Annotated in this window: 22 protein-coding genes; 12 read left to right on the forward strand and 10 right to left on the reverse strand. The window is 66.0% G+C overall.

Annotated features, from left to right (window positions below):
* Window positions 1-27 precede the first annotated feature (27 nt).
* Both IG178_RS04805 and IG178_RS04810 read left to right on the forward strand, forming a co-directional pair.
* On the forward strand, window positions 28-3,432 hold the full coding sequence (locus IG178_RS04805) for a pilus assembly PilX family protein (protein ID WP_193211388.1): 3,405 nt from the start codon (window positions 28-30) through the stop codon (window positions 3,430-3,432).
* 22 nt (window positions 3,433-3,454) lie between these two features.
* Entirely contained in the window at window positions 3,455-4,162 is a 708-nt protein-coding gene (locus IG178_RS04810) for a hypothetical protein (RefSeq protein ID WP_193211389.1), read from the forward strand.
* 6 nt (window positions 4,163-4,168) lie between these two features.
* Here the strand turns inward: IG178_RS04810 and IG178_RS04815 are convergent, their stop codons facing one another.
* A complete protein-coding gene (locus IG178_RS04815) occupies window positions 4,169-5,176 on the reverse strand; it encodes an alpha/beta fold hydrolase (RefSeq protein WP_193211390.1) in 1,008 nt (335 codons plus the stop codon).
* A gap of 248 nt (window positions 5,177-5,424) precedes the next feature.
* On the opposite strand from IG178_RS04815, the gene IG178_RS04820 reads away from it, so the two are divergent.
* Both IG178_RS04820 and IG178_RS04825 read left to right on the forward strand, forming a co-directional pair.
* Entirely contained in the window at window positions 5,425-5,889 is a 465-nt protein-coding gene (locus tag IG178_RS04820; protein ID WP_193211391.1) for a DUF6515 family protein, read from the forward strand.
* Window positions 5,890-5,928: 39 nt separating this feature from the next.
* Window positions 5,929-8,598, forward strand: coding sequence for a hypothetical protein (locus IG178_RS04825; RefSeq protein WP_193211392.1), 2,670 nt, complete (start codon window positions 5,929-5,931; stop codon window positions 8,596-8,598).
* Here IG178_RS04825 and IG178_RS04830 read toward each other — a convergent pair.
* The 4 genes from IG178_RS04830 to IG178_RS04845 form a co-directional block, all read right to left on the reverse strand.
* Complete coding sequence (locus IG178_RS04830) at window positions 8,593-8,994, reverse strand: hypothetical protein (RefSeq protein WP_193211393.1); 402 nt, start codon at window positions 8,992-8,994, stop codon at window positions 8,593-8,595. The two genes, IG178_RS04825 and IG178_RS04830, sit on opposite strands and share 6 nt — an antisense overlap.
* A gap of 115 nt (window positions 8,995-9,109) precedes the next feature.
* Window positions 9,110-10,147 carry a peptidase M42 gene (locus IG178_RS04835; protein ID WP_193211394.1) on the reverse strand — a complete coding sequence of 346 codons (1,038 nt, stop codon included), beginning with the start codon at window positions 10,145-10,147 and terminating at the stop codon, window positions 9,110-9,112.
* 55 nt (window positions 10,148-10,202) lie between these two features.
* Entirely contained in the window at window positions 10,203-11,243 is a 1,041-nt protein-coding gene (locus tag IG178_RS04840; protein ID WP_193211395.1) for a methyltransferase, read from the reverse strand.
* Between the two features lie 48 nt (window positions 11,244-11,291).
* Window positions 11,292-12,584 carry an MFS transporter gene (locus tag IG178_RS04845; protein WP_193211396.1) on the reverse strand — a complete coding sequence of 431 codons (1,293 nt, stop codon included), beginning with the start codon at window positions 12,582-12,584 and terminating at the stop codon, window positions 11,292-11,294.
* Window positions 12,585-12,685: 101 nt separating this feature from the next.
* On the opposite strand from IG178_RS04845, the gene IG178_RS04850 reads away from it, so the two are divergent.
* The 8 genes from IG178_RS04850 to IG178_RS04885 all read left to right on the forward strand — a co-directional run bounded on the left by IG178_RS04850 (window position 12,686) and on the right by IG178_RS04885 (window position 22,362).
* Window positions 12,686-13,432, forward strand: a complete 747-nt coding sequence (locus IG178_RS04850; RefSeq protein WP_193211397.1) for a rhamnogalacturonan acetylesterase — start codon at window positions 12,686-12,688, stop codon at window positions 13,430-13,432.
* Window positions 13,433-13,520: 88 nt separating this feature from the next.
* Window positions 13,521-14,054, forward strand: a complete 534-nt coding sequence (locus IG178_RS04855; protein ID WP_193211398.1) for a sigma-70 family RNA polymerase sigma factor — start codon at window positions 13,521-13,523, stop codon at window positions 14,052-14,054.
* Window positions 14,051-15,610, forward strand: a complete 1,560-nt coding sequence (locus IG178_RS04860) for a FecR domain-containing protein (RefSeq protein WP_193211399.1) — start codon at window positions 14,051-14,053, stop codon at window positions 15,608-15,610. The genes IG178_RS04855 and IG178_RS04860 overlap by 4 nt, the downstream gene beginning before the upstream one ends.
* A 107-nt stretch (window positions 15,611-15,717) precedes the next feature.
* The gene (locus IG178_RS04865; protein ID WP_193211400.1) at window positions 15,718-16,491 is read left to right on the forward strand and encodes a LamG-like jellyroll fold domain-containing protein; all 774 of its coding nucleotides are present in this window, start codon (window positions 15,718-15,720) and stop codon (window positions 16,489-16,491) included.
* A 22-nt stretch (window positions 16,492-16,513) separates the two neighbouring features.
* Window positions 16,514-18,967 carry a sialate O-acetylesterase gene (locus IG178_RS04870; protein WP_193211401.1) on the forward strand — a complete coding sequence of 818 codons (2,454 nt, stop codon included), beginning with the start codon at window positions 16,514-16,516 and terminating at the stop codon, window positions 18,965-18,967.
* 70 nt (window positions 18,968-19,037) lie between these two features.
* Window positions 19,038-20,111, forward strand: a complete 1,074-nt coding sequence (locus IG178_RS04875) for a hemolysin family protein (RefSeq protein WP_193211402.1) — start codon at window positions 19,038-19,040, stop codon at window positions 20,109-20,111.
* A 62-nt stretch (window positions 20,112-20,173) separates the two neighbouring features.
* On the forward strand, window positions 20,174-20,839 hold the full coding sequence (locus IG178_RS04880; protein WP_226894856.1) for a response regulator transcription factor: 666 nt from the start codon (window positions 20,174-20,176) through the stop codon (window positions 20,837-20,839).
* A gap of 14 nt (window positions 20,840-20,853) precedes the next feature.
* Window positions 20,854-22,362, forward strand: a complete 1,509-nt coding sequence (locus IG178_RS04885; RefSeq protein ID WP_193211403.1) for a sensor histidine kinase — start codon at window positions 20,854-20,856, stop codon at window positions 22,360-22,362.
* A gap of 76 nt (window positions 22,363-22,438) precedes the next feature.
* Here the strand turns inward: IG178_RS04885 and IG178_RS04890 are convergent, their stop codons facing one another.
* From IG178_RS04890 to IG178_RS04910, 5 genes are all read right to left on the reverse strand, one after another.
* Window positions 22,439-22,753 (reverse strand): DUF6614 family protein, encoded by a 315-nt coding sequence (locus IG178_RS04890; RefSeq protein WP_193211404.1) that lies wholly within the window; start codon window positions 22,751-22,753, stop codon window positions 22,439-22,441.
* A 103-nt stretch (window positions 22,754-22,856) separates the two neighbouring features.
* Complete coding sequence (locus IG178_RS04895; protein ID WP_193211405.1) at window positions 22,857-24,824, reverse strand: fumarate reductase/succinate dehydrogenase flavoprotein subunit; 1,968 nt, start codon at window positions 24,822-24,824, stop codon at window positions 22,857-22,859.
* A 27-nt stretch (window positions 24,825-24,851) separates the two neighbouring features.
* Window positions 24,852-25,565, reverse strand: a complete 714-nt coding sequence (locus IG178_RS04900) for a succinate dehydrogenase cytochrome b subunit (protein WP_193211406.1) — start codon at window positions 25,563-25,565, stop codon at window positions 24,852-24,854.
* 110 nt (window positions 25,566-25,675) lie between these two features.
* Window positions 25,676-25,993: a hypothetical protein gene (locus tag IG178_RS04905; protein ID WP_193211407.1), complete on the reverse strand. Its 318-nt coding sequence runs from the start codon at window positions 25,991-25,993 to the stop codon at window positions 25,676-25,678.
* 70 nt (window positions 25,994-26,063) lie between these two features.
* Window positions 26,064-26,864 (reverse strand): ATP-binding cassette domain-containing protein, encoded by an 801-nt coding sequence (locus IG178_RS04910; RefSeq protein WP_193211408.1) that lies wholly within the window; start codon window positions 26,862-26,864, stop codon window positions 26,064-26,066.
* Window positions 26,865-26,895: the final 31 nt, after the last annotated feature.

Consider the following 26,895-nt stretch of genomic DNA (forward strand, 5'->3'; position numbering starts at 1 on the left):
GTCCTCACCCGTCACACCCGCACTCCAATGAAACGACCGAACTGGAAACCTGCAGGTCAAGGGTTCGCCCTGGTGGTCACGCTCTCCATGATGGTCTTGCTGACCATCCTGGCGGTCGGCTTGCTCTCGCTCAGCACGGTCTCGCTGCGCTCGGCCTCGTCCGGCCAGGTGCGGCAGATCGCCGAGGCGAACGCAAGGCTGGCCCTGACGCTGGCCCTTGGCAACCTGCAGAAGTCGCTGGGGGATGACCGGCGTGTGACGGCGGACGCCGCGATCCTCGGGAAGGGCGACCAGGAGTCGGCCCGACCCAGGCTTGTCGGGGTCTGGGACTCGGCGACCAGCGACCTGCTGGAGAAGCCGACGGCGAAGGATAAGGTCCCCTACGACTCTTGGAAGAAGGACCTGTTCAAGACCTGGTTGGTGTCTTCCAAGGAGCCGGAGGCTCTGAAGGACACCGGCTATGCGGAATCGGCCGCGTCGGGCGAAAGCCTGGCATTGTTCAACGAGAAGCGCGACGGCTTCGACCTGCGCGCGGAGAAAGTCGAGCTCGGCGGTGAGGGCGGCACGCTGGCCTGGGCGGTGGTCCAGGAGGGCGACAAGGCCCACATCAGCCTGCCGGGCGAAGCTCCGGAGGAGATCAACGACGTGCTGCAGGCTCCGATGCACCCGAACCTCGCGCTGTCGGACGTCGCGACCCAGCCGGAGGACGGCTGGCGGCAGCGGGCGGCCAAGGTGATCTCCCTGCAGCAGTCGGTGCTCGATTCCGAGTATGGGATGGGAACCGATGATGTTCCCAAGCTCGGCGCCGACTACACGACCCTGTCGCGCGGCGTCATCGCCGATGTCGCGCACGGCGGTCTCAAGACCGACCTGAACCTGGCCTTCGAGCTGGGCGACGACGACTTCGCCAAGTCCTCGTGGGACGGCCTTCCCAATCCTTTCCGCGGCGGCAGCGGCGAACTGCCGATGCATGGTCAGGTCGGGACCGGCCAGCCGGTCTACACCACGCTCAGCTACGGCACCGTCACCAACACCCAGCGCTTTCCGGTGGGATCGGCTCCCACCTTCGACATGCTGCGGTCGCACTACCGCGCCTATCGTCATCTCTACAAGACCGACGGGGTCGCCACCGCCTTCGAGCGCCCGCAGGTGAACCAGGCCTGGTCGCGCAGCATGGGCGCGGTCTATCCGGCTCCGCGCGGCAGCGAGACCGCGGTCACCCCGGTGCTCGACCGCATGATGTATCTCCTCAACCTGTGGGCCGACAGTTCCGGCACCCCGTGGCTGGTCATCACGCCGGTGATCACGCTGTGGAATCCGCACAACGTGGCGATCGAGAGCGAGGGCTACGTCGCTTATCCCTGGGTGGACATCCCGATCTATCTCGACTTCACGATCCGCTCCCGCGGCACGGTCAAAGAACAGAAGGGGACCTACCTTTCCCACCTGATCGGCAGCGGTCGCGTGCGCCAGGGGGAGGGTCGCCAGCTGGAGCCGTACTTCTTCTGCAACATCACCGCCGACGGCAGCGGCAACACCAGCAATCCGGTCAGGCTCGAACCCGGCGAGATCCGCATCTTCGTTCCGACCGAGACCAAACCGCGGCTCTACCAGCGGCTTTCCGGTGAGGAGGAACGGATCTGGAACATGCGCCCGGTCGAAAACATCGACCAGCTCAAGCTGGGCGGCGGGGTCGGGATCGACACGACCCTCGGCATGTATCCGGGGCCGCAGTCGAAGCTCGGGGTCGGCGACACCCTGGAGTGCCGCTTCACCTTCCAGCCCGACGTCTACCACTACTTCACCACCCTCGAGGACTCCGCCCGCATCAAGGACCCGAAGGCCAAGGGCACCGTGATCAACGAGGTACAGCTCTACAAGGGCAGCCCGACGGTCGCGTTCTCCAGCACCCGCTACACCCACTTCGGCAGCTCGGCCCCGAAGCTGGTCGGCGTGCTTGAAACCTATCACCGCACCGCGCTCCAGCCGGGCCAGGAAGCGGATATCGTCCATGCGGTGAACACCCGCCAGCGCTACATCAACTCGGCGGTCTCGGGTTCCACCTTCCTCGCCGGTCCCCACTACAACTCCAACATGCGCCAGGGCACCACGCTCGCGGGCCTCGGCCTGGAAACGTCATCGGACGGCAAGCGCGGCTTCTACGGCGCCAACAACAGCGCCAGCCAGGGCCGCGACCGGATGGTCTTGTTCGATGTCGCCCGCCAGGCACCGCTCTCGCTCGCCTCGTTCCAGAACGCCGACCTCAGCGACACCGCCTTCTCGCCGTCCAACCAGTTCGGCAACTCCTGGGCCTCGCCCTACCTCGAGCGCGAGAGCGTCGGGCGGGTCGTGCGTTCGACCTCCACCGGCGACCGGATCTATCCCGGCGGCCTCGGGGTCTACGACCACTCCTGGTTGCAGAACGAGGCGCTGTGGGACCGCTTCTTCCTGTCCTCGATCTCCCCGGTGGTTTCCCTGCGCACCGGCTCCGGATCGGCCGGCGTCTACAACGGCGACCAGGTTTCGGAGGACAAGCCGCTGAAGCGGGTGATCGACGAGTGGGTGGATTCGCCATCGGAAAACCCGCTGCGCAACCCGCGGCATCTCCTTCACACCGGGGCCACGCCGCGGGATGAAATCAAGGAGCTGCTCGAAGGCGATGCCGGCAGCCTCCATGCGGCGGCCCACCTGATGGTCGACGGTCCCTTCAATGTGAACTCCACCAATGTCGGCGCGTGGCGGGCGATGCTCGCCAGCTTGCGGGGAGAGAAATTCGAAACCGAACAATCGACCGGCGGTCGCACCGTCCACGATCCGGGCGACAAGACCCCGGCTCCGCGCCTCCGCGTGCCGGCGGGCGAGTCCGGGGACGAATGGGAGGGCTTCCGCGAATTGACCGACGAGCAGATCGAGCGGCTCGCCGAGGAGATCGTCGTCGAGGTCAAGACCCGCGGCCCGTTCCAGTCGCTCGCCGAATTCGTGAACCGCCGCGTCGAGGACGGTGAACTCGGCCTGAAAGGCGCCCTCCAGGCGGCGATCGATCGCGCCGGCCTGAACGACCAGATGCGCCTCACGACTTTCAGCACCACCCATTTCTTCGAGCCGGAGAACCTGCCCGATCCGCACACCGGCATCGGTCTCGCCGGCTGGCTGACCCAGGCCGACCTGCTCGGTCCGCTGGCACCGGTGATCACGGTGCGCTCGGACACCTTCCGCATCCGCGGCTATGGCGAGGCCCTCGATGCCCAGGGCAAGGTGCTCGCCCGCGCCACCTGCGAGGCGGTCGTCCAGCGCGTTCCCGAGTGGCTCGATCCCGCCGACGACGCGGTCGTCCATCCCGATTCCCTCGAGTCCGAGATCAACAAGACCTTCGGCCGCCGGTTCGAGGTCGTGTCCTTCCGGATGCTTTCGTCGCAAGAACTCGACGCCTGATCACCCTATATCCACCGACTCCATGAAAACCCGCGGTCTAATCCTGCTGTTGATGCTTCTCGGCCGGCCCCTGTTCGGCGAGACGCGCGAAGTCCGGTTCCTCGCCTGGAACGACGAAATCGCCGAACGCAAGCTGAGCACGTCAGGCAAGAACGACGAGATCGAAGGCCTGCATCCGCTCGAGCGGACCCGCGACTACAAGGTCGAGGTCGAGGAAGGTGCCTTCAAGCTGATGGCGCTCGACAAGGCCGCGGGGGAGGAGGGCGTGCCTGCACTGACGGTCAAGCTGAAGGAAGGAATGCTTCATCCGCTGGTACTGTTGCTCCCCAACCCGGGCGCTTCGACGGGCCTTTCGGCGATGGTCATCGAGGACGACGCCTCCTCGTTCAAATGGGGAAGCGTGCGCGCTTTCAACGCCACCCCGCGCAACCTCGCGCTGAGCATCGGTGACACCGGCAAGCTGCTGCCGAAGGGCTGGAAGCCGGTCGACTACCAACCGGCGCCGGACAAGACCTTGCCGGTGACCATTCTCCTGCCGGAAGAACTGAAGAAGGCGGCATCGAAGCGCAGCCTGCTTTTCAGCACCGTTTGGACCGGTGAAAGCGATGTTCGTGCGCTGACCATCATTGTTCCCGGAACCGATCCCCGCCTCGGGCCGGTGGCGGTGAAGGTGATCACCGAGGACCGCCGGGTCCTCGCCGCGCAGAAGGCGGCGATGTCGGCCCGCTAGTAGCCCTCACTCGGCGGAGAGGAACTTCTCTAGGGCTTTCCAGTAGTCGGGGAAGGCCTCTGCCTGGGGAAGATGGCCGATTCCCGGCAGGGCGACGAGTTCCGCCCCGGGGATCGCCGCCGCGGCTGCCTTGCCGAGCTCCTGGTATTGTCCGAGTTTTGCCGCCACCTCCGGCGTTGCCCGATCCTTGCCGATCGCCGTGCGGTCGCGTTCCCCGATGATCAGCAGGACCGGGCGCTTGATGTCCGGGAATTCGTGGATCACCGGCTGGGTGAAGATCATGTCCGCGGTCAGGGCGGAGACCCGGGCGAGCACTTCCTTGTCGGGGCCGATCGACCAACCTGCCTGCAGGGCGAGCAGGGGATCGTAGTCGTCCTTCCATTGGCCGTCGAAGTACGACTTCTGCATGTAGGCGCGGATCGACTCCGGCGTCTTTTTCAGTTCGGCGGCATAGACGTCCGCGACGCTGGCGTAGGGGACGAATCGCTGCCAGTCCTCAAGCCCGATCGGGTTCACGAGCACCAGCTTCTCGACGCGTTCGGGGAACATCAGCGTGAAGCGGGCCGCGACCATCCCACCCATCGAATGTCCGACCACGGCAGCCCGGTCGATGCCGAGGTCGTCTAACAAGTCCCGCATCTGCAGCCCGTAGCTCTGGAAGCTGTAAGGATAGTCCACCGGTTTGCTGGACTTGCCGAATCCGATTTGGTCGGGAATGACGACCCGGTATCCGTCCTCCAACAAGGCGTCGGCGGTCTCTTTCCAGTAGGCGCCGGAGAAATTCTTGCCGTGGAGCAGCAGCACCGCTCGGCCGTTCGGCTTCGCGGGAGCAAGGTCCATGTAGGCACCCTGGAGGTCGTGCCACGGGTCCACGATCTTCCGGTACTTCACCGGGTAAGGGTAGGGGTATCCGTCGAGTTTGGCATCGAGCGGCAGGATGGTGCTGTCCCCCGCGTGTGCAGGGAGCAGGCAGAGGGATCCGGCGAGCGCGAGGCCCAGGGAAAGTGCTTTCATTCCGATCGTTAGACGCCGCCGCGCGTCCCTGCAAACGGAAAGCCGGGCGAATGCGCGACGGGCTTCGGTAAAATGCAGGCTGCACGAAGTCCGGGTGCAGCCTGCATCCGGGAAGGTCCTCTTTCTTTAAGGTGGGGAGCTTGCAAGTCTCTGATGCAGAGTTGGAAGTGAGGTGTGGGTGAGATCGGCCCGGGCGCTGCGACGAGAAGGCGGGATCAACGAATCCCGTCAAACCTGTATCAACCATGATGAAAACAACTTCCACCCTTGCCTGCTGCGCCGCGATTCTCGCCGGCGGATCCCTTGTCAGTTGCGTTGCCCCCTACGACGTGAGCGGCGGCGCGGTCGTCGCGTCCACCTATCAACCGGGCTACACCGTCACCCGCTTGCCTTCCGGCTACCGTACCGCGGTTTACGGGGGCACCCGTTACTACTACCACAACGACACCTACTACCGCCCGCGCGGCAACGGCTACGTGGTGGTGGAAACCCCGCGCGGGGCCCGGCGGAGCCATCGTGACTGGGACGGTGACGGCCGCCGCAACTACCGGGATCCCCGTCCGACGGTTCCCGATGCCAACGTCCGGGTCATCCGCCGTCTTCCGGACGGTTACCGCGAGGTTCACCATCACGGCCAGCGCTACTACCGCTACGGCAATACCTACTACCAGAGCCGTGGCAGCGGCTTCGTGATCGTCGCCAGCCCGTTCTAAGGCTTGCAACATCCAGGGTGCATCGCCGGTATTGCCGGCATGCGCCCTTTGCCTTTTTCCATGCTGATGCTCGCCGGTGCCGCCACCTTGGGGGCGGAAACCATCTGGGTCGAAGGGGAGGATGCCGGCAGTTCGAAGGTGGCCCGCCATCCCTGGTACCACGACCAGGTCAAGAAAGGTGAGCTTTCGGGCGGAGAGTTCATCTCGCATTTCTCCAAGGAGTTCCCCGGCATGGCGCGCTACGAGTTCAAGGTTGATGCCGCCGGACGCTTCGCCCTGTGGATTCGCGCCAATCCGGTGCAGAGCGTGATCCGCTATGAGCTCGACGGGGGCGAGGGGGTGACGGTCGACATGAACCACCGCCAGAAGGGCAGCGCCAACATTGCCGCCGACGACAAGCCCGACCTCCGCTTCGTGGCGTGGGCCCATGCCGGGGAGTGCGAGCTCGCCCCCGGCAAGCACACGATCACCTTCCGTTTCGAGAGTCCGAACGAGAACCATGGCTCGCTCGACTGCTTTGTGTTCGCGCCCCCGTCTTTCGAGCCTTCGGGACTCCTCAAGCCCGGGGAGATCGAGGCCCGCCGCGACGAGCTCGCGCGCGAGAACCAGGGCTGGGTGCCCTGGACGCCCGGGCGCGACGCCTTCGGCGAGAGCGCGATCGACCTGCGGCACCTCAACGAGCGCTTTGCCGGTGAGAAGGGCGGGATTGGCCGGAAAGGCGCCGATTTCATCCACCGGAAGACCGGCGAGGTCGTGCGCTTTTGGGGTGTCAATGGTCCACCGGCCGAGCTCCACGGCGAGGAACTCGCCCGGTGCGCCCGGATGCTCGCCAAGCGCGGGGTCAACCTGGTGCGCCTCCATGGCGCGGTGTTCGACGGCAAGACGGGCAAACTCGACCCCACGAAGATCGCGCACATCCAGGAGGTGGTCGCCGCGATGAAGAAAGAAGGCATTTACTCGCACCTCTCGGTCTACTTCCCCTTGTGGATGAACCCGGAGGCGGGGCCGGGTTGGCGCGAGGGCTACGACGGCAAAAAGCATCCGTTCGCGCTGCTCTACTTCGAGCCGGAGTTCCAGAAGCTCTACCGCGGGTGGTTGAAGGCGCTGCTGGAGACGCCCGGTGAGAAGGGCGCGACCCTGGCCGGCGAGCCCGCGGTGATGGGGCTGGAGCTGGTCAACGAGGACTCGTTCTTCTTCTGGACCTTCAACGAGGAAAACGTGCCCGCCCCGCAGCTGGCGAAACTCGAGGAAAGGTTCGCGAAGTGGGCGGCGGCACGGCACGGTTCGGTCGAGGGAGCGCTCGCCGCCTGGGGCGGCCTCAAGCATCCCCGCGACGGCCGCGGTCGCCTCGGCTTCCGGCCGCTCTACCAGGTCTTCACCGACAAGACCCCGCGTGACCAGGACACCGCTGCCTTCCTCCTCGAAACCCAGCGCGGATTCTATCATGAGACCACCGGCTGGCTGCGCTCGATCGGCTACCAGGGCCTGGTCACTGCTTCCAACTGGCACACCGCCAGCAGCGAGGTATTCGGACCCTTGGAGAAATACAGCTACACCCCCGGGGACTTCATCGACCGCCACGGCTACTTCGGCTGCCATCACCAGGGCGACAATGCCGCGTGGTCGATCCGAGACGGCCACACCTACGGCGACCGTAGTGCCTTACGCTTTGATCCCGAGAAGCCGGGCGATGCTCCCGATTACTCCCATCCCGCCGCCGACCCTTGCTACAACGGCATGCCGTCGATGATCTCGGAGACGACCTGGAACCGGCCGAACCGCCACCGCGGCGAGGCCCCGCTGTTCTATGCCGCCTACGGTGCCCTGCAAGGCAGCGATGCGATCGTCCACTTCGCCCTCGATTCGGGCGACTGGGCGGTGAAACCCGGCTATTTCATGCAACCGTGGACGCTGATGTCGCCGACGCAGGCCGGGCAGTTCCCGGCGGCCGCCTTGATCTTCCGGCAGGGCCTCGTCCGCGAGGGCGAGGTGCTCGCCGACTTCACCTTGAACCTGGACGACGCCGTCGCCTTGAAGGGCAGCCCGCTGGTCCAGCGGGCGAACCTGGACGAGTTGCGCAAGGCCGATGTCGGGGGTGAGGATCGTCCCCGGTCTATTGCGGGGGGAGTCGATCCGCTGGTGCATTTCGCCGGGCGCAGCTCCCTGACGATCGGTGAATCGGAGAGCGGCGGCAGGACGGGGGACCTTGCCGGTTTGATCGACCGGAAAGGCAGGCAGGTCACCAGCAGCAACGGCGATCTCAAGCTCGACTACGGCAAGGGCTTGCTCCAGCTCCGGGCACCGGCCGCGCAAGGGGCGCTCGGGGATTTGAAATCAGGGGGGACGATCGTCCTGCCAGACCTGGAGATCACTTCGCCGATGGAGATCGGGGAGGTCGTGGTGGTTGCACTCGACGGCAAGCCGATCGCGACCTCGCGGCGGATGTTGCTTCAGGTCATGAGCGAGGAGAAGGCCAGCGGGTTCGAGACGGAGCCAGCGGGGCAGGGGGTGAAGCGGATCACCAGCATTGGCACCGACCCCTGGTTGGTCCGGGAGTTCCGCGGCGAGGTCCGCCTCAAGCGCGCCGACGCCGACCGGCTCAAGGTGACGCCGCTGGATGCCAATGGCATGCCTGCGGAGAAGGCCGGCAGCGCCGGGCGGATCGAGCTCCGCCCGGGTGCGGTCTACTACCTGATCGAAGGTTCATGACGGCTGCGGGGGATCCACCGGCAGGTGCCGCTGGCGGACGGCCGCGACCTGGAAGGAATCCTCGTAGATGATTTCGCCGGGATCCCCGGCGGTCTCGAGATGGATCGGCAGCCCGTGTCTTGACGCGAGGTCCCGGTAGAAGGCGAGTCGCTCCATCAGCGGGTGATTCGCAACGGAGTCCTTGAACCAGGTGATGGCCCGGCGTGGGTTTCCGTCGGCGTAGAACGGCGGAAGCGGGAGATTCTCTTCGTACCAGTTCCGATGGATCCAGTAGTCGGCCTCCTCCTGCGGGCTCACCCGCTTGTCCCGGACCAAATGCCACACCGCGACGAAGATCCCGTAGCGTTCGAGGGTGTAGGGGCTTTTGTCGGGCGATGAATACCGGTGATAAGTCATGCGCTCCGGAACGAAAGTTAGAGGTTGCCGAAGCCTGTCAGCGAGCGGATTCCGTGTCGCCGTCCGCAGGGCTTTTCCGGAGCCGCCTTTCCCCGCACGGGTCGTGGCATGGAACTCACAGGTAGCTGCCGAGGAGCCCCAGAGCGGCGTCGACCGACGCGAGCGAAGCGGTCTCGTTGGCGGTGTGGTAACCGGTGGTGGGAATCTGCAGGGTGGTCCCGCTGATATTGCCGGCGGTGGCTGCGACCAGCCGGCCGAGCTCGGTGCGGCCCAGTGACATCGGCTTGGCACGGGTCTGGTTCTGCGCGTCGATCCAGGCGTCCTTGAAGGTGTGGCGGATGCCGAGGCGCTGGCAGCGCCTTTCGATCTCATCCGTGAAGCCGGGGTCGAAGGCCGCCGTCGCGTCGCGGCGCCTGAGCACCAGATCCTGGGCTGCGGCGGCCTCGGGGCTCGGATAGGGGCTGGTGTCGAGGACCAGCACGCGGCGACTGTTGATCCGCTCGCGCTGGAACCAGGACAATGCGTAGCGCCAGCTGCGTCCGGCCTCTTCCTGGGCGGTGAAAAGGGCCGTGCCCTGGAAGCCGAGCCGGAACAGGTGGACGATGATCGCCGCGGAGAGGACGTTGTCGAGCTGGGCCGAGATGTGGGTCGGGGTCGTGGTGAGCCGGTCGAGGAAAGACACCGGCGTTCCGGGATGCAGGTAGTCGAGCCCGCTGATCTCGAAGATCAGGTTGCGGCGGTTCGGGCAGAGGAAGCCGTTGGAAATCGTGCCCTGTCCCAGGTAAGTGCCGGTGTAGGGAAGATGGGCCTGCACCCTTTGGCCGGCGAAGCGGTCGGCGATGGTCGCCATGGTTTGTTCGGACACCGAGTCGCCGTCGAGCTCGCCGCGGTTGGCGGCGATGAAGGCGGCATACTGGAACTCATTCGGGCCGGTGCAGAGCAGGCCGTGGCGGTCGATGTGCGCCGAGAGCACCAGCTTCTCCGGTTCGCGGCCGCGGGCGACCAGCACCCCGAGGTGGCGTTCGACCCTCAGGTCGAGCTCCTCGAGCTCGCGGCTGAGCACCCGGAAGAACGAGTCCTCGCTGCCGACGACGGACGGCTCCCGGACGAGTTGTTGGAGAAGCTCGAGGAACGACGGCAGCTCGGCATTCATGCGTTTCGGGGGAAATCCCAGCAGGCCGGATGCCGGGTTTCCGCTCCGAGTGAACCTAGTCCCGGGTCGCCGTCATGAAGCCGCGGTGGGCGATCGTGTCGTGGTAGGGCCCGGGCGTGAAGCCGAGTCCGGCCAGCATCGTGCCATATTCCGCGGGCGTGTAGCATTTGCCCTGGGTGATGTTCATCAGCAGCGCCGAGTACTCCGCGACCTCGAGCGGGCCGGTCTTGTCGTCGCGGATGAAGGCGTCGTGGATCACCAGCAGGCCGCCGGCGGGCAGGGCTTGCGCAGCCTTGGCGATCAACGTGCGGGCTTCCGGGAGATCCCAGTCGTGGAGCATGTTTGAAAGCAGCACGATGTCCGCCTGCGGCCACCCGGCTGCGAACATGTCGGCGGTGACCACCTCGACCCGGTCCTCCAGTCCGTGGCGGCGGATCTCCGCGCGGGTGATGTCGTCGACCGGCGGTTGCTCCAGGACCGTGGCACTCAATTGCGGATGGGCGGCCACCAGCGTTGCCGAATAGATGCCCGAACCGCCGGCGACATCGAGCACGCGCCGGCGTTCGCCGAGCAGGGGCGCCAGGCCGGCGGCCAGGGCTTGTCCGAAGGCCATGCCGCGGGAGTTCATCAACTCGGTGAACTCCCGGGCGAACGCGGGATCGAGCATCGACTCGTGCCAGTCCTTGCCGTCCCTCTTCGCCTGCCAGTTCCCGGGCTTGCCGGTGGTCAGCACGCTGAGGAAACCCTGCACGATCGGCGTGTCCCGGATCGGCACGAAGTAGGGGCCGAGAAACCACGGCGAGCCCTTGACCAGGTGCTCGCGGGCCGTGGCCGTCAGATGGATCGACCCGTCCGGCGATGAGGTCAGGTAGCCGTAGGCGCGGCACAGCGTGAGCAGCACGTCGAGCGGGCGGTCGGCGAACCCGAAGTGGGTCGCGACGTCGTCCGGCGTGACGCCTTCATGCTCGCCGAGCCAACTGAAGAGATCGAAGTGGAGCAATGCGGCGGCGATCAACTCGGCGGCGAACTGGCGGTCGCGGAGTTGGATGATCCCGCCGGGATCGGTGGTGGGGAGGCTGGCGAGCGGTGAGGTCATGGCCTAGGAAAGGCGGGCCCGCACCCGGATTGTCAAGGGACCAGGCGCTCAGGAGCCAACTTGGGAGGCGTCTTGCTTTGCCAGGGCTGGCACCCGCGTCCGCCAGGCGGCCACGGCGAGCAGGGCGACCACCCCGGCCATGCCGAAGAACGCCGTCGCGTAGGAGCCGCTGGCTTCGACACACCAGGCGAGCATCAAGGGGCCGGTGGCGGAGGCGAGCACGGTCATCATTTGCGCGGCTCCCTGGATGCGCCCCAGGTGGCGGCGGCCGTAGGTGGAGCTCCAGAAGCTGAAGAAGATCACGATGATGAACCCGCCGACCACACCCATGAAAACCGCCCAGACCATGACCTGCCATTCGGCGGTGAGAAAGGGCAGGGCCAGCAGCGCGGCGACCAGCAAGGCCATCGCCAGCGCCATCACCCGGTTCGGCGCCCAGCGCGCGACCAGCCAGCCGCCGAGGAAGTTGCCTGCCAGCGAGGTGATCGCGGTGACGGCAAGGGCCCGGTGGTAGACCGCCGCCTCGAAGCCCCGCTCGGCGAGGATCGATTCATTGAACAGTCCGATCCCGGAGACGATCAGGTTGTAGGCGGAACTGGCGGCCGCGAAGATCCAGAATGCCGGGGTCGCGAGCGCCTCGCGGAAGGTCGCGCCGGTGCCGGCCGATTCCTCGGCCGGGCGCTCCTCGCCCACGAGGCCGCAGGATTCGGGATCGCGGCGCACCAGCAGCAGGACCGCGGGCAGCAAGGCGAGCAATAGGGAAAGGCCGACCGCGCCCCAGGCGTCGCGCCAGCCGTGCCGGGTGACCAGCCAGCCCACGACCGGGAAGGAAAGCATGAATCCGACGCTGACCAGCACCGAGTAGGCCGCCATCGCCTGGTTCAAGCGGCGTCCGAACCATTGTCCCACCAGGTTCAAGCTGGCGACCGAGAGCGCGCTCTGGCCGAGCCCGCGGGTCAGGGCGACCATCAGCAGGAGGATCCAGAACCCGTTGGCACGGGTCATCGCCAGCACCACCAGGCCGAGCAGCGCGATGATCACCGCCATCACGCTGCGGCTGCCGTGCCGGTCGAGCAACCGGCCGGATCCCAGGCAAAACAGCGAGCCGGCCAGGGTTGCCCAGAGGTTGATTTGCGCGTAGCCCAGCCGGCTGATCTGGAGATCGCGGAGCAGGGGCTCGGTGATCAGCCCGAGTCCCTGGGTCCTGCCGGGCAAGGTCCCGACCATCGCCGCAGCGGCCATCGCCATGTTCACCCATCCATAGTAGAACGACGGGCGGATGAGCGAGCGGGGTGAGCGGGTGATCGGGGTGTCCATTTCCGTGCTTTGCAGGGAGTCCATGACAGGATCCCGCGCTTGTCGATCCCCGGGGGCGCGGCATGGTTCGTAACTCGCATGGGGTAAGGACAGCACAAGGTCGCCGTGCGAGGTTTCCGGTCATGATGAAGTCGCTGCTTCCCGCGCTCGCCGTCGCCTTGTCGACGATGGGCCTCCGGTCGCCGGTGCTCGCCGGTGACGCGTCGCCCGCGCCGGTGCGGCTGGTGGTCATCGGGGACTCCACCGTTTGCAACTATCCGGAGAAACGTCCCGACCGCGGCTGGGGCCAGCTCATCGGAGAGGGTTTCAGGGAAGGTGCCGTCGAGGTCGTCAACCTCGCCGCCGCCGGGCGGAGCTCGAAGACCTTCATCACCGAAGGCCGTTGGAAGAGGGCCCTCGCGGAGCGCCCGGACTATGTGCTGGTCCAGTTCGGCCACAATGACTCGCATGCACCGGACAGACCCGAATCGACGCCGGCCGCCTCGGCCTTCAAGGACTACCTGCGGCAGTACGTCGCCGAGGCCCGGCAGGCGTCCGCCGTGCCCATCCTGGTCACCCCGCCGGTCCGCCGGACCTTCGGTGCGGACGGGAGGATCCTGGAAAGCGATGCGGCCTCCGGCCGCGACCTGCGCGCCTATGCCGACGCCATGCAGGAAGTGGGGCGGGAATTGCAAGTGGCGGTCATCGACCTGCACGCCGCGAGCCGCGAGCTGGCGGAGCGCCTGGGGGCCGATGCCAGCGCGGCGATGGCCTGCAAACGGGGAGATGTCACCCATTTCAACGAGGCCGGCGCACGCGCCATGGCCGGCCTTGTCCTGAAAGCCTTGCCGGAGGCGGACCCGGGCTTCAAGGCGCTCGTCCGCGATCATTGACGCTTGCCTCCGGGGTAAGGAAATCACCGGCAGACCGAAAAAATCCTGCTAACCCTGTCCGGGTTTTCACATCCCGGAGCGGGAGATTTTGGAACAGGAACCCGACAGTGTTTTCGTCAAGCTGCTGACCGACCATCAGTCGATCATCCGCTCGTTCGTGATTTCGTTGCTGCCGGGAGCCCCGGGGGTGGACGACGTGATCCAGGAAACCAACGTGCTGCTGTGGAAACGGCGCGAGACCTTCGAGCCCGGAACCAACTTCAAGGCCTGGGCGCTGACGACCGCCCGCTACCAGGCGATGACCTACTGCTGGATCCTCAAGAAGCGGCGCTGGGTGACCCTCGACGATGACGTGGCCGAGCTGGTGGCTTCCGAGATGGAGGAGAAGCTCGACCGGCTGATGGTTGAGAAGCGGATCGAGGCCCTGCGGAGCTGCATCGAAGAGGTGCGGCCCGACGACCGCGAGCTGCTGATGCAGCGCTACTGGCACAAGACGCGGCTGCAGGACTTCGCGGTGATCCACGGCCGTTCGATGAATGGTTTGAAAGTCCAGCTGTTCCGCCTTCGCTCCGCGCTCAAGCGCTGTATCATCGCGAAAACCGGCAAGCGCTGCCCCTCATGACCCCCCGCAAGCCCAGCCCCCGCCAACTCGAACAGCTCTTCCAGGACCTGGAAGACGGTGCGATCTCGGCGGAGGACCACGCCTGGCTGATGGACTTGCTCCGGCACGATCCCGAGGTCCGCGAGGCCTATTGCCTCGATCACATGGTGCTCGCCCACGGCCTGCACGAACTCGCCGAATTCTGGGGGTCCGAGCGGGAGCAACCCGGCGTGGAGCCGGTTGAGGAACGCAGGCGGCGCAGTTGGCGGACTTCGTTTTTCGCGGCGGCGGCATTGGTCGCCCTGCTCGCCGTCGCAGGCAGTCTCATTACTATCCATTCCCGGCGGCTTCCCCCTTCCACCGTCACTGCCGGAGTCCAATCGGCGTGGCGCTTCGAGTCGGGCGGCCTCGGCGAGGACGGGAGTTTCCTCCCGAGCACGCGGGTGCAGGTCGAGCATGGCACGGTCGAGATCATGACCCGCCACCGCAGCCGGATGGTGGTGGAGGGACCGGCGATCATTGAAATCCACAATCCGGTGCTCGTGTCGCTTCTGCGCGGCAAGGGGTGGTTCGACGTCGCGGAAGACGATATCGGGTTCACGGTCCTCACCGAGCGGGCGAGGGTGGTGGATCTCGGCACCCGCTTCGGGGTGGCGAGCTCACGGGCATCCGACCGGGTGCAGGTCGACTCCGGGAAGGTCCGGGTGGAGTCCCGCTTCCCCGGGGTGCCGTCCCGCGAGCTGGGTGTCGGAGAGGCCGCTGAGACCGATCCGGTCGGCCGAAGCAAGCCGGTGCCTTTTGATGGAGGGGTGTTCCTGCGCGAGCTTCCAAGGAAGCTCGTGGCCATCCATTGGAGCTTCGACGAGACGACCGACGGGGCGTTCCCTTCCAGTGCCGAGGGTTTGGACCCCGAGCCGGTGGAGGTGCTCGGCCTCGATGGGAAGGTGGTCAAGCCGCGCCTGGAAAAGGGCCGCTTCGGTGAAGCCCTCGACCTCACCGAGCCCGGCCGCTACGGCAAGTCTCGGTTCCCGGGGATCTCCGGGTCGGGTGCGCGCACGATCGCCTTCTGGTTCAGGGGCAGTCCGATTGTCCGCCGACAGAACGTGAGGCGGGAGAGCTACACGCCACCGATCGTGTTGTGGGGCGATCCGTCCGTGGAAGGTGGCTACTGGAGCCTGCGGGCCCATTGCGTCGGCGGGATCATTGGCACCCAGTGGGGATGGGACGGATACAAGACCGGGGGGGTGATCGGCTCGCGGGATATTCACGACGGGGGCTGGCATCATCTGGCCAGCGTGTTCACCGGCATGCATGACAAGGACGGCAGCCCGGAAGTCATCCACTACATCGACGGTGAACCGATGAAAACCACCGGGGCGATTCTTGCGACCGGCATCAACACCCTGTCGGGGGACGACGGTGCGGGTGGACTGCGGCTGGCGTTCGATCCCTACCGCAACACGGGTGCCGCGACCGTGCCGGTAAGCCTCGACGAATTGTATGTGGTCCGCGCCGCGCTTGATGCGGAGCAGATCGGGGTGCTGTTCCGCGAGAACAGGCTGGAAACCCGTGACTGAAGGATGCTCCGGAACTTTTCCGGGAAATCCGGCTAACCCTTCGCTTGGGCTCACATAGAGCAGCGGTTGGTCCCTCGACCGCCGGCCACTCGAAAACCCAAGCAACCATGAAGAACATCGTCGCAGGCCTTGCCGGCCTGATCCTCGGCCAGACGGCGCATGCCGCCGTATTCGCCCACTACTCGTTCGATTCCGGCTTCACCGACTCCTCCGGCAACGGCAGGGACGGAACCCTGGTGGATGTCGGGACCACCGGCAACAGTGCCATCACCAGCACCGCGGGCGACTACGCCTTCGGCGGCGGTGCCATGAGCTTCAGCAGCGATCGCGACTACGTGGACATCCCGATGGCCACCTTCTCTTCCGGCACGCCGTACACCATCGCCTTCTGGGCCCGCAAGGCGGCCGGCGATTCGGGGCAGAGCGCCGACTTCGACATGGTGATCGGCGACCGCAGCAACTCGAACTTCTTCATCGCCCTCAACGACGTGACCGGCACCGGCATGCGCTGGCGGAGCTCGTCCAGCGCGGCTGAAAGACAGGCCGACTTCGGGGTCGCGAAGGACTACGAATGGCACCATTACGCGATCGTCGCGTCGGGAACCACGATCTCCCTCTACTACGACGGCGCGTTTTTCGGGTCCGATTCCGGGAACCAGACCGGCTTCCAGTTCAACACCATCGGGGAGGCCTATCTCGGCACGTCCGATTTCGATTTCCACGGCGAGATCGACGAGGTCTGGGTCTTCGACGAGGCGCTGGGTGGAACCGAGTTGTCGAACCTGCGGGACTTCAATTCGACCGTGCCCGAGCCTGCGGCGGCGGTGCTGTCTGCCATCGGTGTGATCTCCCTGCTGCGCCGCCGCCGCGGGTCGAACTGAGGGCAACCCAACCTTGAAACCCATGAAAAACTTCCACTATCCGCTTTGTGCCTGCCTGCTGCTGCCCTTCACCGCCTCGGCAGGGGTCTGGGCCCACTATCCCTTCGACTCGAATTTTTACGACGAGTCTGGTAATTTCCGAGACGGCATCCTGATCGACAACGGGACCACGGAAAACAGCGGCATCATCGGTACTCCGGGCGACTTCAAGTTCGGGACCGGGGCGATGAATTTCAGCGCCGACCGCGACTACCTCGACATCCCGTCGAAGACCTTCGGGTCGGGCGTTCCCTATACGGTCGCGTTCTGGGCCCGCAAGGCCTCGGGCGACGCGGGGCAGGCGGCGGATTGGGACATGGTCATCGGCCAGCGCGACAATTCGAACTTTTTCATCGCGCTGAACGACGTGACCGGCACCGGCATGCGCTGGCGGAGTTCGTCCAACGCCATCGAGCGGCAGGCGGACTTCGGGGTCGCGAAGGACTACGAGTGGCATCACTACGCGATCGTCGCCGCGGGAACGACGGTCACCGTCTATCTCGATGGAGCGTTCCACTCCTCGGCGACGGGGAAGCAGACCGGGATCATCCTCGACACCATCGGCGATGCCTATTCCGCGGGCTCGGACTTCGACTTCCACGGCCAGATCGACGAGATGTGGATCTTCGACGAGGCGCTGGGTGCCGATTCGATCGCCTCGCTCCACGCGACCAACAACGCCTATGCCGCGCCGCCCTTTGCCGGCTTTCACCATCGCTACGACGACGGCTTCACCGATAGCAGTGCCGCCGGCAACGACGGTACCGCGGAAGGGGCGGCGGCCGTCACCACCGACCCGGGCGCTCTGGCCACGGGAGGCGGCGCGCTGGCGCTCGACGGGGCGGACAGCTCCCGCGTGCTGCTTGCCAGCCCGGGTGCCTTCCTGCCCGACCACGCCTGGACGGTCGCCTGGTGGGCGCGGCGCGGGGAAACCGGCGGCAGCCAGGGGATGGTCATGGGCCGGGCCGAAACGACCTCGGACTTCATCTGGCTCAACGACGGCTTCGATGGCTTGCGCTTCCGTTCGTCGAGCGGTGAAACCCACGACCTGGCGGCACCGAAGGACATGGAACTCCATCACTACGCCCTGGTGGCGGACGGTGCCGGTGGGCTTGCTTACTATCTGGACGGCGAGCCGGCGGGCACGAGCAACGGCGACACCTCGTTTTACATCGATTCCGTCGGCAAGGCCTATCCGAACTCAACGTTCCCCTACAACTTCAACGGCTCCCTCGACGAGATCCACGTGATGCCGACCGCGCTGGGCGAGATCCAGGTCGCGCAACTCTACGATGCCGAGAAGCCGGGTGCCGTGGCCCCGACCATCGACCGGGTCCGGGTGGTGCTGCTGGGAGGCCAGTCGAACGCCGACGGGCGGGCCGCGGTCAGCGGCTTGCCGACCTCGCCGGTCAACCTCCAGCTGACCCAGGCGGACGTCGACTTTTTCCACAAGGTGGAGGGCGGGACGGCGACCCTCGGCAGCTTGCAGCCCGGGCTGAGCGAGTCGTCGCAGTTCGGACCGGAAATCACCCTCGGCCGGAAGCTGGCGGATCTCTGGGCCCACGAGAACAACACCCGGATGGCGATCATCAAGTACGCCAACGGCGGGACCAATCTCGCGGTGCAGTGGAAGGGCGGGGGGGATGCCACCACCACCGGCGACGGCGCGGAATACGTCACTTTCCAACAGACGGTCACCGCCGGTCTCGCCGCCTTGGCATCGGCTCATCCCGGGGCCGTGATCGATCTCCAGGGAATGGTCTGGATGCAGGGCGAGTCGGATGCAGTCGCGGCGTATGCCGGATCCTATCAGGCGAACCTCACCACATTCATCGCGGATGTCCGCGCCACCTACGGGTCCGGCCTGCCGTTCGTCATTGCCCGGCTTTCGAGCGGCCAAACCAACCTGAATGCCACCTACCTGGGGCAGGTTCGTGCGGCCCAGGATGCCGTTGCCGCGGCGGACCCGCGGACCTCGATCCTCGACACGGACGGCTTCGGACTCGGCGGGGACAACCTGCACTTCGACGCCAGCGGCCAGCAGTCGATGGGGCTCGGTTTCGCGACGCAAGCCGCCTATCTGGAGTGGGTGATCGACACCTTTCCGCCGGCGGACATCGATGCCGGCCTGGCCGAGCCCGGGGCTGATCGCGATGGCGACGGGGTCTCGAATTGGGACGAGTTCCTCGGCGGGACGGATGCCTTGTCCGCGCTGTCCCGTTTCGATGCCTCGTTCATCATGAGCGGGCCCGACAGCGGGGAGATCTCCTATCCCTCGTCCGGTGGCCGCAGCTATCGTGTCGAGCAGCTGGCGGTTCCGGGGTCGACCTGGAACATGGTCCTGCCGGTTCTCCGCGGCACCGGTTCCACCGTGCACCGGACGATCGATGCCTCGGCCTCCCGCGGTATCTTCCGGGTGCGGGCGGATCTGCCCTGATCCGGCCGGGGGCCCCTTGGGATTGATTTGACCGAACCATGGTTCCGGGCCGAAGCTGCGGCCCGAAATCATGGCATTGCTCATCGTTTATGTGCTCGTCGCACTGGGGTTCTCGTTCCTCTGTTCATTGCTGGAGGCGACCCTCCTGACCATTACCCCGACCGCCGTGCAGGCGGCGAAGCAGCGCGGGACGCGGTGGGCGGAGACGATGGAGAAGCTCAAGGCCGACATCGACAGCCCGCTATCGGCCATCCTGACCCTCAACACCATCGCCCACACCATGGGGGCCGCCGGCGCGGGTGCCCAGTACCAGCGCACCTTCGGCAATGGAACCGAGGCGATCTTCGCGGCCATGCTGACGCTGGCGATCCTGGTTTTCACCGAGATCATCCCGAAGACGCTCGGCGCCCGCTACGCGATGTTCTTCGCGCCCTTCACCGCCTGGTTCCTGCCCAAGCTGCAGTTCATTCTGGCCCCGTTGGTCTGGCTGTGCGGCCAGGTCACCCGGCTGATCACCTTCGGAAAGGCCGATCTCCAGCCGATGCACCGCGAGGAACTGCTCGCGGTGGCCCGGCTCGGCGAGGAAGTCGGCGAGTTGAAGTCCAGCGAGGGCGCCATCGTCCGCAACATCCTCCAGCTCGGTGACATGCGGGTCTCCGATATCATGACCCCGCGGCCGGTGGTGTTCATGCTGCCGATGACCACGACGCTGCGCGAGTTCGCCGCGAACATCGGGGACAAGCCGTTCTCGCGGATCCCGGTGTTCGGCACCAACCGCGACGACGTGCATGGATTCGTGCTGCGCTCCGACGCCTTGCTCGCCTGTCTCAAGAACGACGCCGACACCCTGGAGTCCGTGATGCGTCCGCTGGAAGCAGTGCCGCAACTGGTTGGCGTGGATCATTTGTTCCAGCGCTTTCTCAGTGACGGCCATCAGATCCTCCTGGTGCACGACGAATTCGGCACCTCGGTCGGGTTGGTGACGTTGGAGGATGTGCTGGAAACCATCGTCGGTGTCGAGATCGTCGATGAGAAGGACAATGTCCCCGACCTGCAGGTGCTGGCGCGGAAGCTTTGGTCCGAGCGTGCTGCCAAGATGGGCATCGCCATCCCGGATGACGGTCCGTCGAAGTCCGACGGGTGAGCGCGCGACATTTCACGGGAGGATTCAGGCTGCATTCAGGCTCGCCGCGGTAGGGGTGGGCCATGTCACCTTCCGGCATGCGGCTGCTCGTGATCGAAGACGACGAGGATCTCCACCGATTGCTGGTGGCGATGCTTCGTGGCGAGGGCTATCAGGTGGACGGTTGTCACGATGGCGAGGAAGGGCTCTACCGGGCCCGGAACTGGGACTACGACGCGTTGGTGCTGGATGTGATGCTTCCCAAGGTGGACGGCTTCGAGTTGTTGCGCCGCTTGCGGCAGACCCATCAGACCCCGGTGCTCATGTTGACTGCCCGCGACGAGACGTCTGACCGTGTGAACGGTCTGGACCTGGGCGCGGATGACTATCTGACCAAGCCCTTCGAGAAGGAAGAACTCCTGGCGCGGGTCCGGGCGGTGGTGAGACGCGGCGGGTTGGCGATCGAGCGCGTGCTCGAGTTCGGCGGCGTGCGGCTGGACATCAGTTCGATGACGGTGGAGGTCGAGGGGGATGCGGTCGATTTGACGCCGCGCGAGTTCGCCTTGGCAGAACTCCTGATGCGCCGCCGCGGCGAGGTGATCAGCCGCGATTTTATCTGCGACCACCTCTTCGACGAGGACGTGGACGCGCTTTCGAACATGCTCGACGTCTACATCTACAAGCTGCGCCAGAAGCTCGGGAAGGATTTCATCCGGACCCGCCGCGGCGCGGGCTACTACACCGAATAATACCCTGTCCGACGATGCGACGACGCTTCTGGAAATCGATCACCTGGAGGATCCAGACCTGGTATGCCCTTGCCCTGGCCCTGGCGATCACCGGGATGATGTCCGCCGTCCGGAAATACGAGCGAGCCCATCGCTTGGACGACGTGGACGCGCAGTTGGCAAGGTTGATGCGGCCGCTGATGCCGGCAGTCGACTTCGGGCGGGGACCGCGCGGCGGTGCGGGACCTGGCGGTGCCGGCCGGCCGCCGCGGCGGCGGGATGCCGGTCCCTTTTCCGGCGAAGCGGGACCGCCCGCCCGATCCCCGGATGGGCCGCCCGCCCGGCGGTCGGCGGAAGGTGACCCGATGGTTCGTTCGAAGCCCGTCGTCGAGTCGTGGATCTCGGATGCCTCCTGGGCGGTGGCCTGGGACCGCAATGGCGGGATTATTTTGGAGAAGGGCGGCGGCACGCCCGCGGACCTTGACTTCCGGAGCGGAGCCATCACCCAGGAACTCTTTTCCTCCGGCGGCCACCGGCGGATGCGGGTCCGCGGCCCGGCGGGCAGCACCATTGAGCTCGGCGTGCCGCTGACCGTCTTCGACAAGGAGATGGATCGGCACACCTGGAAGCTTGCGGGCTTCGGGGCATTGCTGTTCGGGATCGGCTTCCTGATCGGCTGGATCATCCTGCGATGGGGGCTGCGGCCGATCCGGGAGATTGGCGCGACCGCGACCGAGATCGCGGAGGGCGACCTGTCCCGGCGGATCAACGTGGACAGTGCGGGCAGCGAGCTGCGCGACCTCGCCGGGGTGCTCAACGACGCCTTCGCCCGCCTGGAGCAGAACATCCAGCAGCGCGAGCGCTTCACCGCGGATGCTTCCCACGAACTGCGCACACCGCTCGCCGTGGTGCTCGGCCAGATCCAGCAGCTCTTGGGCAAGGAGGGCCGGGGCACCGAGGATCGCGAGGGGCTCGCGCATGCTGAACGCGCCGCGCGGCGGATGAAGAAGCTGGTGGATGAATTGATGGTCCTGGCGCGCCTCGACTCCGCGGGCGAACCGCGCCGCGAGCCGCTTGACCTGGCGGATCTGGGCCGCGAGGTCACCTCGGAGATGCGCGGCCTGCTCGCCCGCAGGGATGCCGGCATCAAGCTCGACCTCCAAAAGGCGCCGGTCTCGGGTGACCGCGACGCGCTGGTGAGGGTGGTCACCAACCTCATCGGCAACGCCGCCGAGCACAACCCGATCGGCGTTGCCATCATGGTGCGGACCGGAGCCGACGACCAAGGCGCCTTTCTTGAGGTGGAAGACAACGGGCAGGGGATCGACGCCGGCCATCGCGAGCGCTTGTTCGAACGCTTCTACCGGGTCGATGCCTCGCGCAGCGGCCGCTCCGACGGCGGCAACTCCGGTCTCGGGCTGGCCATCTGCGACGCGATCGTCCGCCAGCATGGGGGCAAGATCCGGGTCGGAAGTGAACCCGGCAAGGGTTCGAGGTTCACCGTGCGTCTGCCCGCCGCGCCCGCGATCGCCGTGAAGGCGTAGGCGGCGGTTCGTGGCGCAAGGAGTTTTCGCGTGCTTCGGCACCGCGATGGCACCAGGCTCGTCCGGCCGGTCCCCTTCAGGACGACGCGTCGTGCGAGAAAGCGACCCGGAAGCCGTCGACCATCGACATCAGCGGGCCGTGAGGGGCGTCCCGGAAATGGGACCGCATGTTGGCGAAGGCCGTCTCTATGTTCTTGGCTGACGCGTAGTCGACGATCAACTGGAACTCGGGAAGGGCGTCGAAACCGGCCTTGTTGTGAATCCTCAGCAGCCGATAGCTCGCGGCGAGATTGCCCGCGAGCTGGCTTGCCATGAAGGCGTGGACCTGTCCGGCCAAGGTTTCCGGGTCAACGCCGGACTTCGGGTTGAAGAAGACGTGATAGGAGTGCATTGGGGGAAGGTCCGGGAGCGGACGATCGCCGGTGGACGGGACGCCACTCCTTGTTCCCGCCCCCGGGCAGCCCCGTCGATTTCCGCGACGACCGGAAGATGGATCAGGCGTAGCTGCGGATCGAGAGGTTCACGGCCTCGAACTCGAGCTTCTCCTTGTGGAGGACCGGCGGGGCGTCGCCCTGGTATTCCCAGGCGGAGACGTGGCAGAACTGGTCGTCGTGGCGCTTGGCCTCGCCGGACTGGGTTTTGCCCGACTGCACCTCGGGGTCGGCCTCGGTGAACTGGTGCTCGACGCGGAAGTGGCCGCCGCAGCTTTCCTCGCGGTCGCGGGCGTCGTAGCACATCATCTCGCCGAACTCGAGGAAGTCGGCGACGCGGCCGGCTTTCTCCAGTTCCATGTTGGCCTGGGCACCGGAGCCGGGGACGCGGACGTTGTTCCAGAACTCCTCGCGCAGGGCGGGGATCTGGGCGATCGCCTCGGTGAGGCCTTCGCGCGAGCGGGCCATGCCGCACTTGTTCCACATGATCTCGCCGAGCTGCTTGTGAAAGCTGTCGACGGTGCGGGTGCCATTGACGGAAAGCAGTCGGCTGGTGCGCTCCTTGACCTCTTCCTCGACCTTCTTGAATTCCGGCTGGTCGGGCTTGACGGTGCCGGGCTTCTGGGTGGCGAGGTAGTTGGCGATGGTGGCCGGGATGACGAAGTAACCGTCGGCCAGGCCCTGCATCAGGGCGGAAGCACCGAGGCGGTTGGCGCCGTGGTCGGAGAAGTTCGCCTCGCCGAGCACGTGCAGGCCGGGGACGTTCGACATCAGGTTGTAGTCCACCCACAGGCCGCCCATGGTGTAGTGCACGGCAGGGTAGATCATCATCGGCTGCTTGTAGGGATTCTCGCCGGCGATCTTGTCGTACATCTGGAACAAGTTGCCGTAGCGGGCGCGGATCGTGTCATCGCCGAGGCGGTCGATGGCGTCGCGGAAATCGAGGTAGACGCCGAGCCCGGTCTTGGCCACGCCGCGGCCGTCGTCACAGGCTTCCTTGGCGGCGCGCGAGGAGATGTCGCGCGGCGCGAGGTTGCCGAAGGAGGGATACTTGCGCTCGAGGTAGTAGTCGCGGGCGTCCTCGGGGACCTCGGACGGCTTGAGCTGGCCCTTGCGGATCTTTTCGGCGATCTCCTGCGTCTTCGGCGCCCAGACGCGGCCGTCGTTGCGCAGCGACTCCGACATCAGGGTGAGCTTCGACTGGTAGTCGCCGCTGACCGGGATGCAGGTCGGGTGGATCTGGGTGTAGCAGGGGTTGGCGAAGTAGGCGCCGCGCTTGGCGGCCCGCCAGGCGGCGGTGACGTTGCAGCCCATCGCATTGGTCGAGAGGAAGAAGACGTTGCCGTAGCCGCCGGTGGCGAGGATCACGGCGTCGGCGGCGTGCGAGCTCACTTCACCGGTGACCATGTCGCGGACGACGATGCCCTTGGCGTGGCCGTCGACGAGGACGACGTCGAGCATCTCGGTGCGCGGGTACATCTTCACGCCGCCCTTGTGGATTTCCTTTTCCAGCGCCTGGTAGCAGCCGATCAGCAACTGCTGGCCGGTCTGGCCGCGGGCGTAGAAAGTGCGCGAGACCTGGGCGCCGCCGAACGAGCGGTTGTCGAGCAGGCCGCCGTATTCGCGGGCGAAGGGCACGCCCTGGGCGACGCACTGGTCGATGATGTTGTTGGAGACCTCGGCGAGGCGGTAAACGTTGGCCTCGCGGGCGCGGAAGTCGCCGCCCTTGATGGTGTCGTAGAACAGGCGGCGGACCGAGTCGCCGTCGTTGCGGTAGTTCTTGGCGGCATTGATCCCGCCCTGGGCGGCGATCGAGTGCGCGCGGCGCGGGCTGTCCTGGTAGCAGAAGCATTTCACCTGGTAGCCGAGCTCGGCCAGGGTCGCGGCCGCGGCACCGCCGGCGAGACCGGAACCGACGACGATGATGCTGAACTTCCGCTTGTTGGCGGGGTTGATCAGCTTCGAGTCCATCTTGTGCTTGGACCACTTCTGCTCGATCGGACCGGACGGGATTTTGCTGTCGAGTGACATGGCGGGAAAGGGAAGGGAATGCGGGGATCAGCGGCCGAACTTGAAGACGAGGATCGCGAGCGGGATGGAGAGGAAGCCGAGCCAGATCAGCAGCGCGTAGCCCTTCGAGATGGCGGTGATCATCGGGGCGGACTTCTTCGAGCGCACGCCGAGGGTCTGGAACATCGCGCCGACGCCGTGGCTGAGGTGCGAGCAGAGCAGGGTCATGGCGATCGCGTAGAAAAGGACGACGAGCGGGTTGGAGAAGCCGTCGATGACCATCTTCCAGGCGTCGAAGCGCTGTTCGCCGAGCTCGTTGAAATCCACGTAGCGCTCGGCGGGGAAGCTGACCCGGACCGTGAAGTGGAGCAGGTGGAAGATCACGAAGGCGAGGATGGTCAGGCCGCTCCAGATCATGATCCTGGAGGACTTGCTGGCCTGGATGGTCGCCTCGTGGGCGTAGGGTTGGCGGGCCGCCTTGTTCTCACGGGTCAGGGAAATGGTGGCGGCGACATGCAGGACCACCGCGACCAGCAGGCCGATCCGGGCAATCCAGACGCCAGCGCCGTGGAGCAGGTGGTGGAGCCACTCGGCGTAGGTGTTGAAGGCATCGCGGCCGACGAACACCAGCAGGTTGCCCGAAAGGTGGCCGGCGAGGAAGAGGACCAGGACGAGGCCGGTCAGGGCGACGATCAGCTTGCGGCCGATGGAGGATTTCCAAACGCGGCAGGCAATGGGAAACGAGCAAGAGGAGGCGTTCATGGACGGCGGCAATGGTCAGCGCGCGGAAGAATTAGGATCCCGCTCCCGGCCATGCAAGGGGAGAGTCCCGGGCTCGCAGGATCAGGAGTGAAAAAAGCACATTCCGCTCATCAAAACGGCTTCGAGAGACCGAGGTAGGCGGCGGCCACGCCGCCGATCAGGCACAGGGCGAGGAGGGCCGAGGAGGGGAGGGCCTTGCGCTTGGCCAGGGCGGGAGCAGCACCGAGGAACAGCCAGATGACGACCTTCACCATCCACCAGTAGTGGTCCATCGGCGGCTTCTTGAGCATCGCGAAGCCCATCAGGAGCAGGAGCAGGAGCGAAACACCGTGGAGGATGGAGTAGCACTTCTTGCCGGTGGCGCCGGAAACCACGGCTCCCATCGCGGTGAAGACGCCGAGGGCTCCCGCGAGGTGGAGCGTTTTCATGAGCAATGGATTCATGCGCGGAGAGTCTGGCAAGGAGCGGTCCGGCGGCAAGGGAAACCGCTGCCGGGAATCAGGCGGTGGCGGCCAGTTTGGGAATCGCGGCCAGCAGCTTCCTGGTGTAGTCGTTCTGCGGGTTGTCGAAGAGCGCTTCGGCTTCGCCTTCCTCGACGATCTTGCCCTTGTACATCACCACGATGCGGTCGGCGAGGTAGCGGACGACGCCGAGGTCGTGGGTGATGAATATCATCGTCAGGCCGAGTTCGGCGCGGAGCTTCTTGAGCAGGTTGAGAATCTGCGACTGGATCGAGACGTCGAGCGCCGACACCGGCTCGTCGGCGATGATCAGCTTGGGCTCGGGTGCAAGGGCCCGGCCGATCGCGATCCGCTGGCGCTGGCCGCCGGAGAATTCGTGGGGATATTTTTTCTGGAACCGCGGGTCGAGGCCGACGGTCTCCATCAGGGTGGTGATGCGCTCGTTGAGCTCCGCGCCCTTGGCATCCGGGTGGCGCTGGCGGATCGCCTCGGCGAGGGTGGCGAAAATCGTCATCCGCGGGTTGAGGGAGGCGTAGGGATCCTGGAAGATCATCTGGAAGTCCAGCCGGCGCTTGCGGACCACCGAGGGCGGTAACTTCGCGAGGTCCTCGCCGTTGAGGACGATCGAGCCGGCGGTCGGCCGGATGAGCTGCATCACGGTGCGCGAGAGGGTTGACTTGCCGCAGCCCGACTCGCCCACCAGACCGAGGATTTCGCCCTTCTCGATCGACAGGTTCACCCCGTCGACTGCGCGGATGGTCTCGGTCACCGGCGCGAGGAAGGTGCCGGCTTTCTTTTTGAAGTGGGTCTGGAGGTCGCGGATTTCGAGGTAGGCCACCCGGCTTTCAAAGCACGCGGCGATCCGGCCG

This window comes from Neoluteolibacter marinus, from assembly GCF_014904755.1.
GTDB lineage: Bacteria > Verrucomicrobiota > Verrucomicrobiia > Verrucomicrobiales > Akkermansiaceae > Haloferula > Haloferula marina.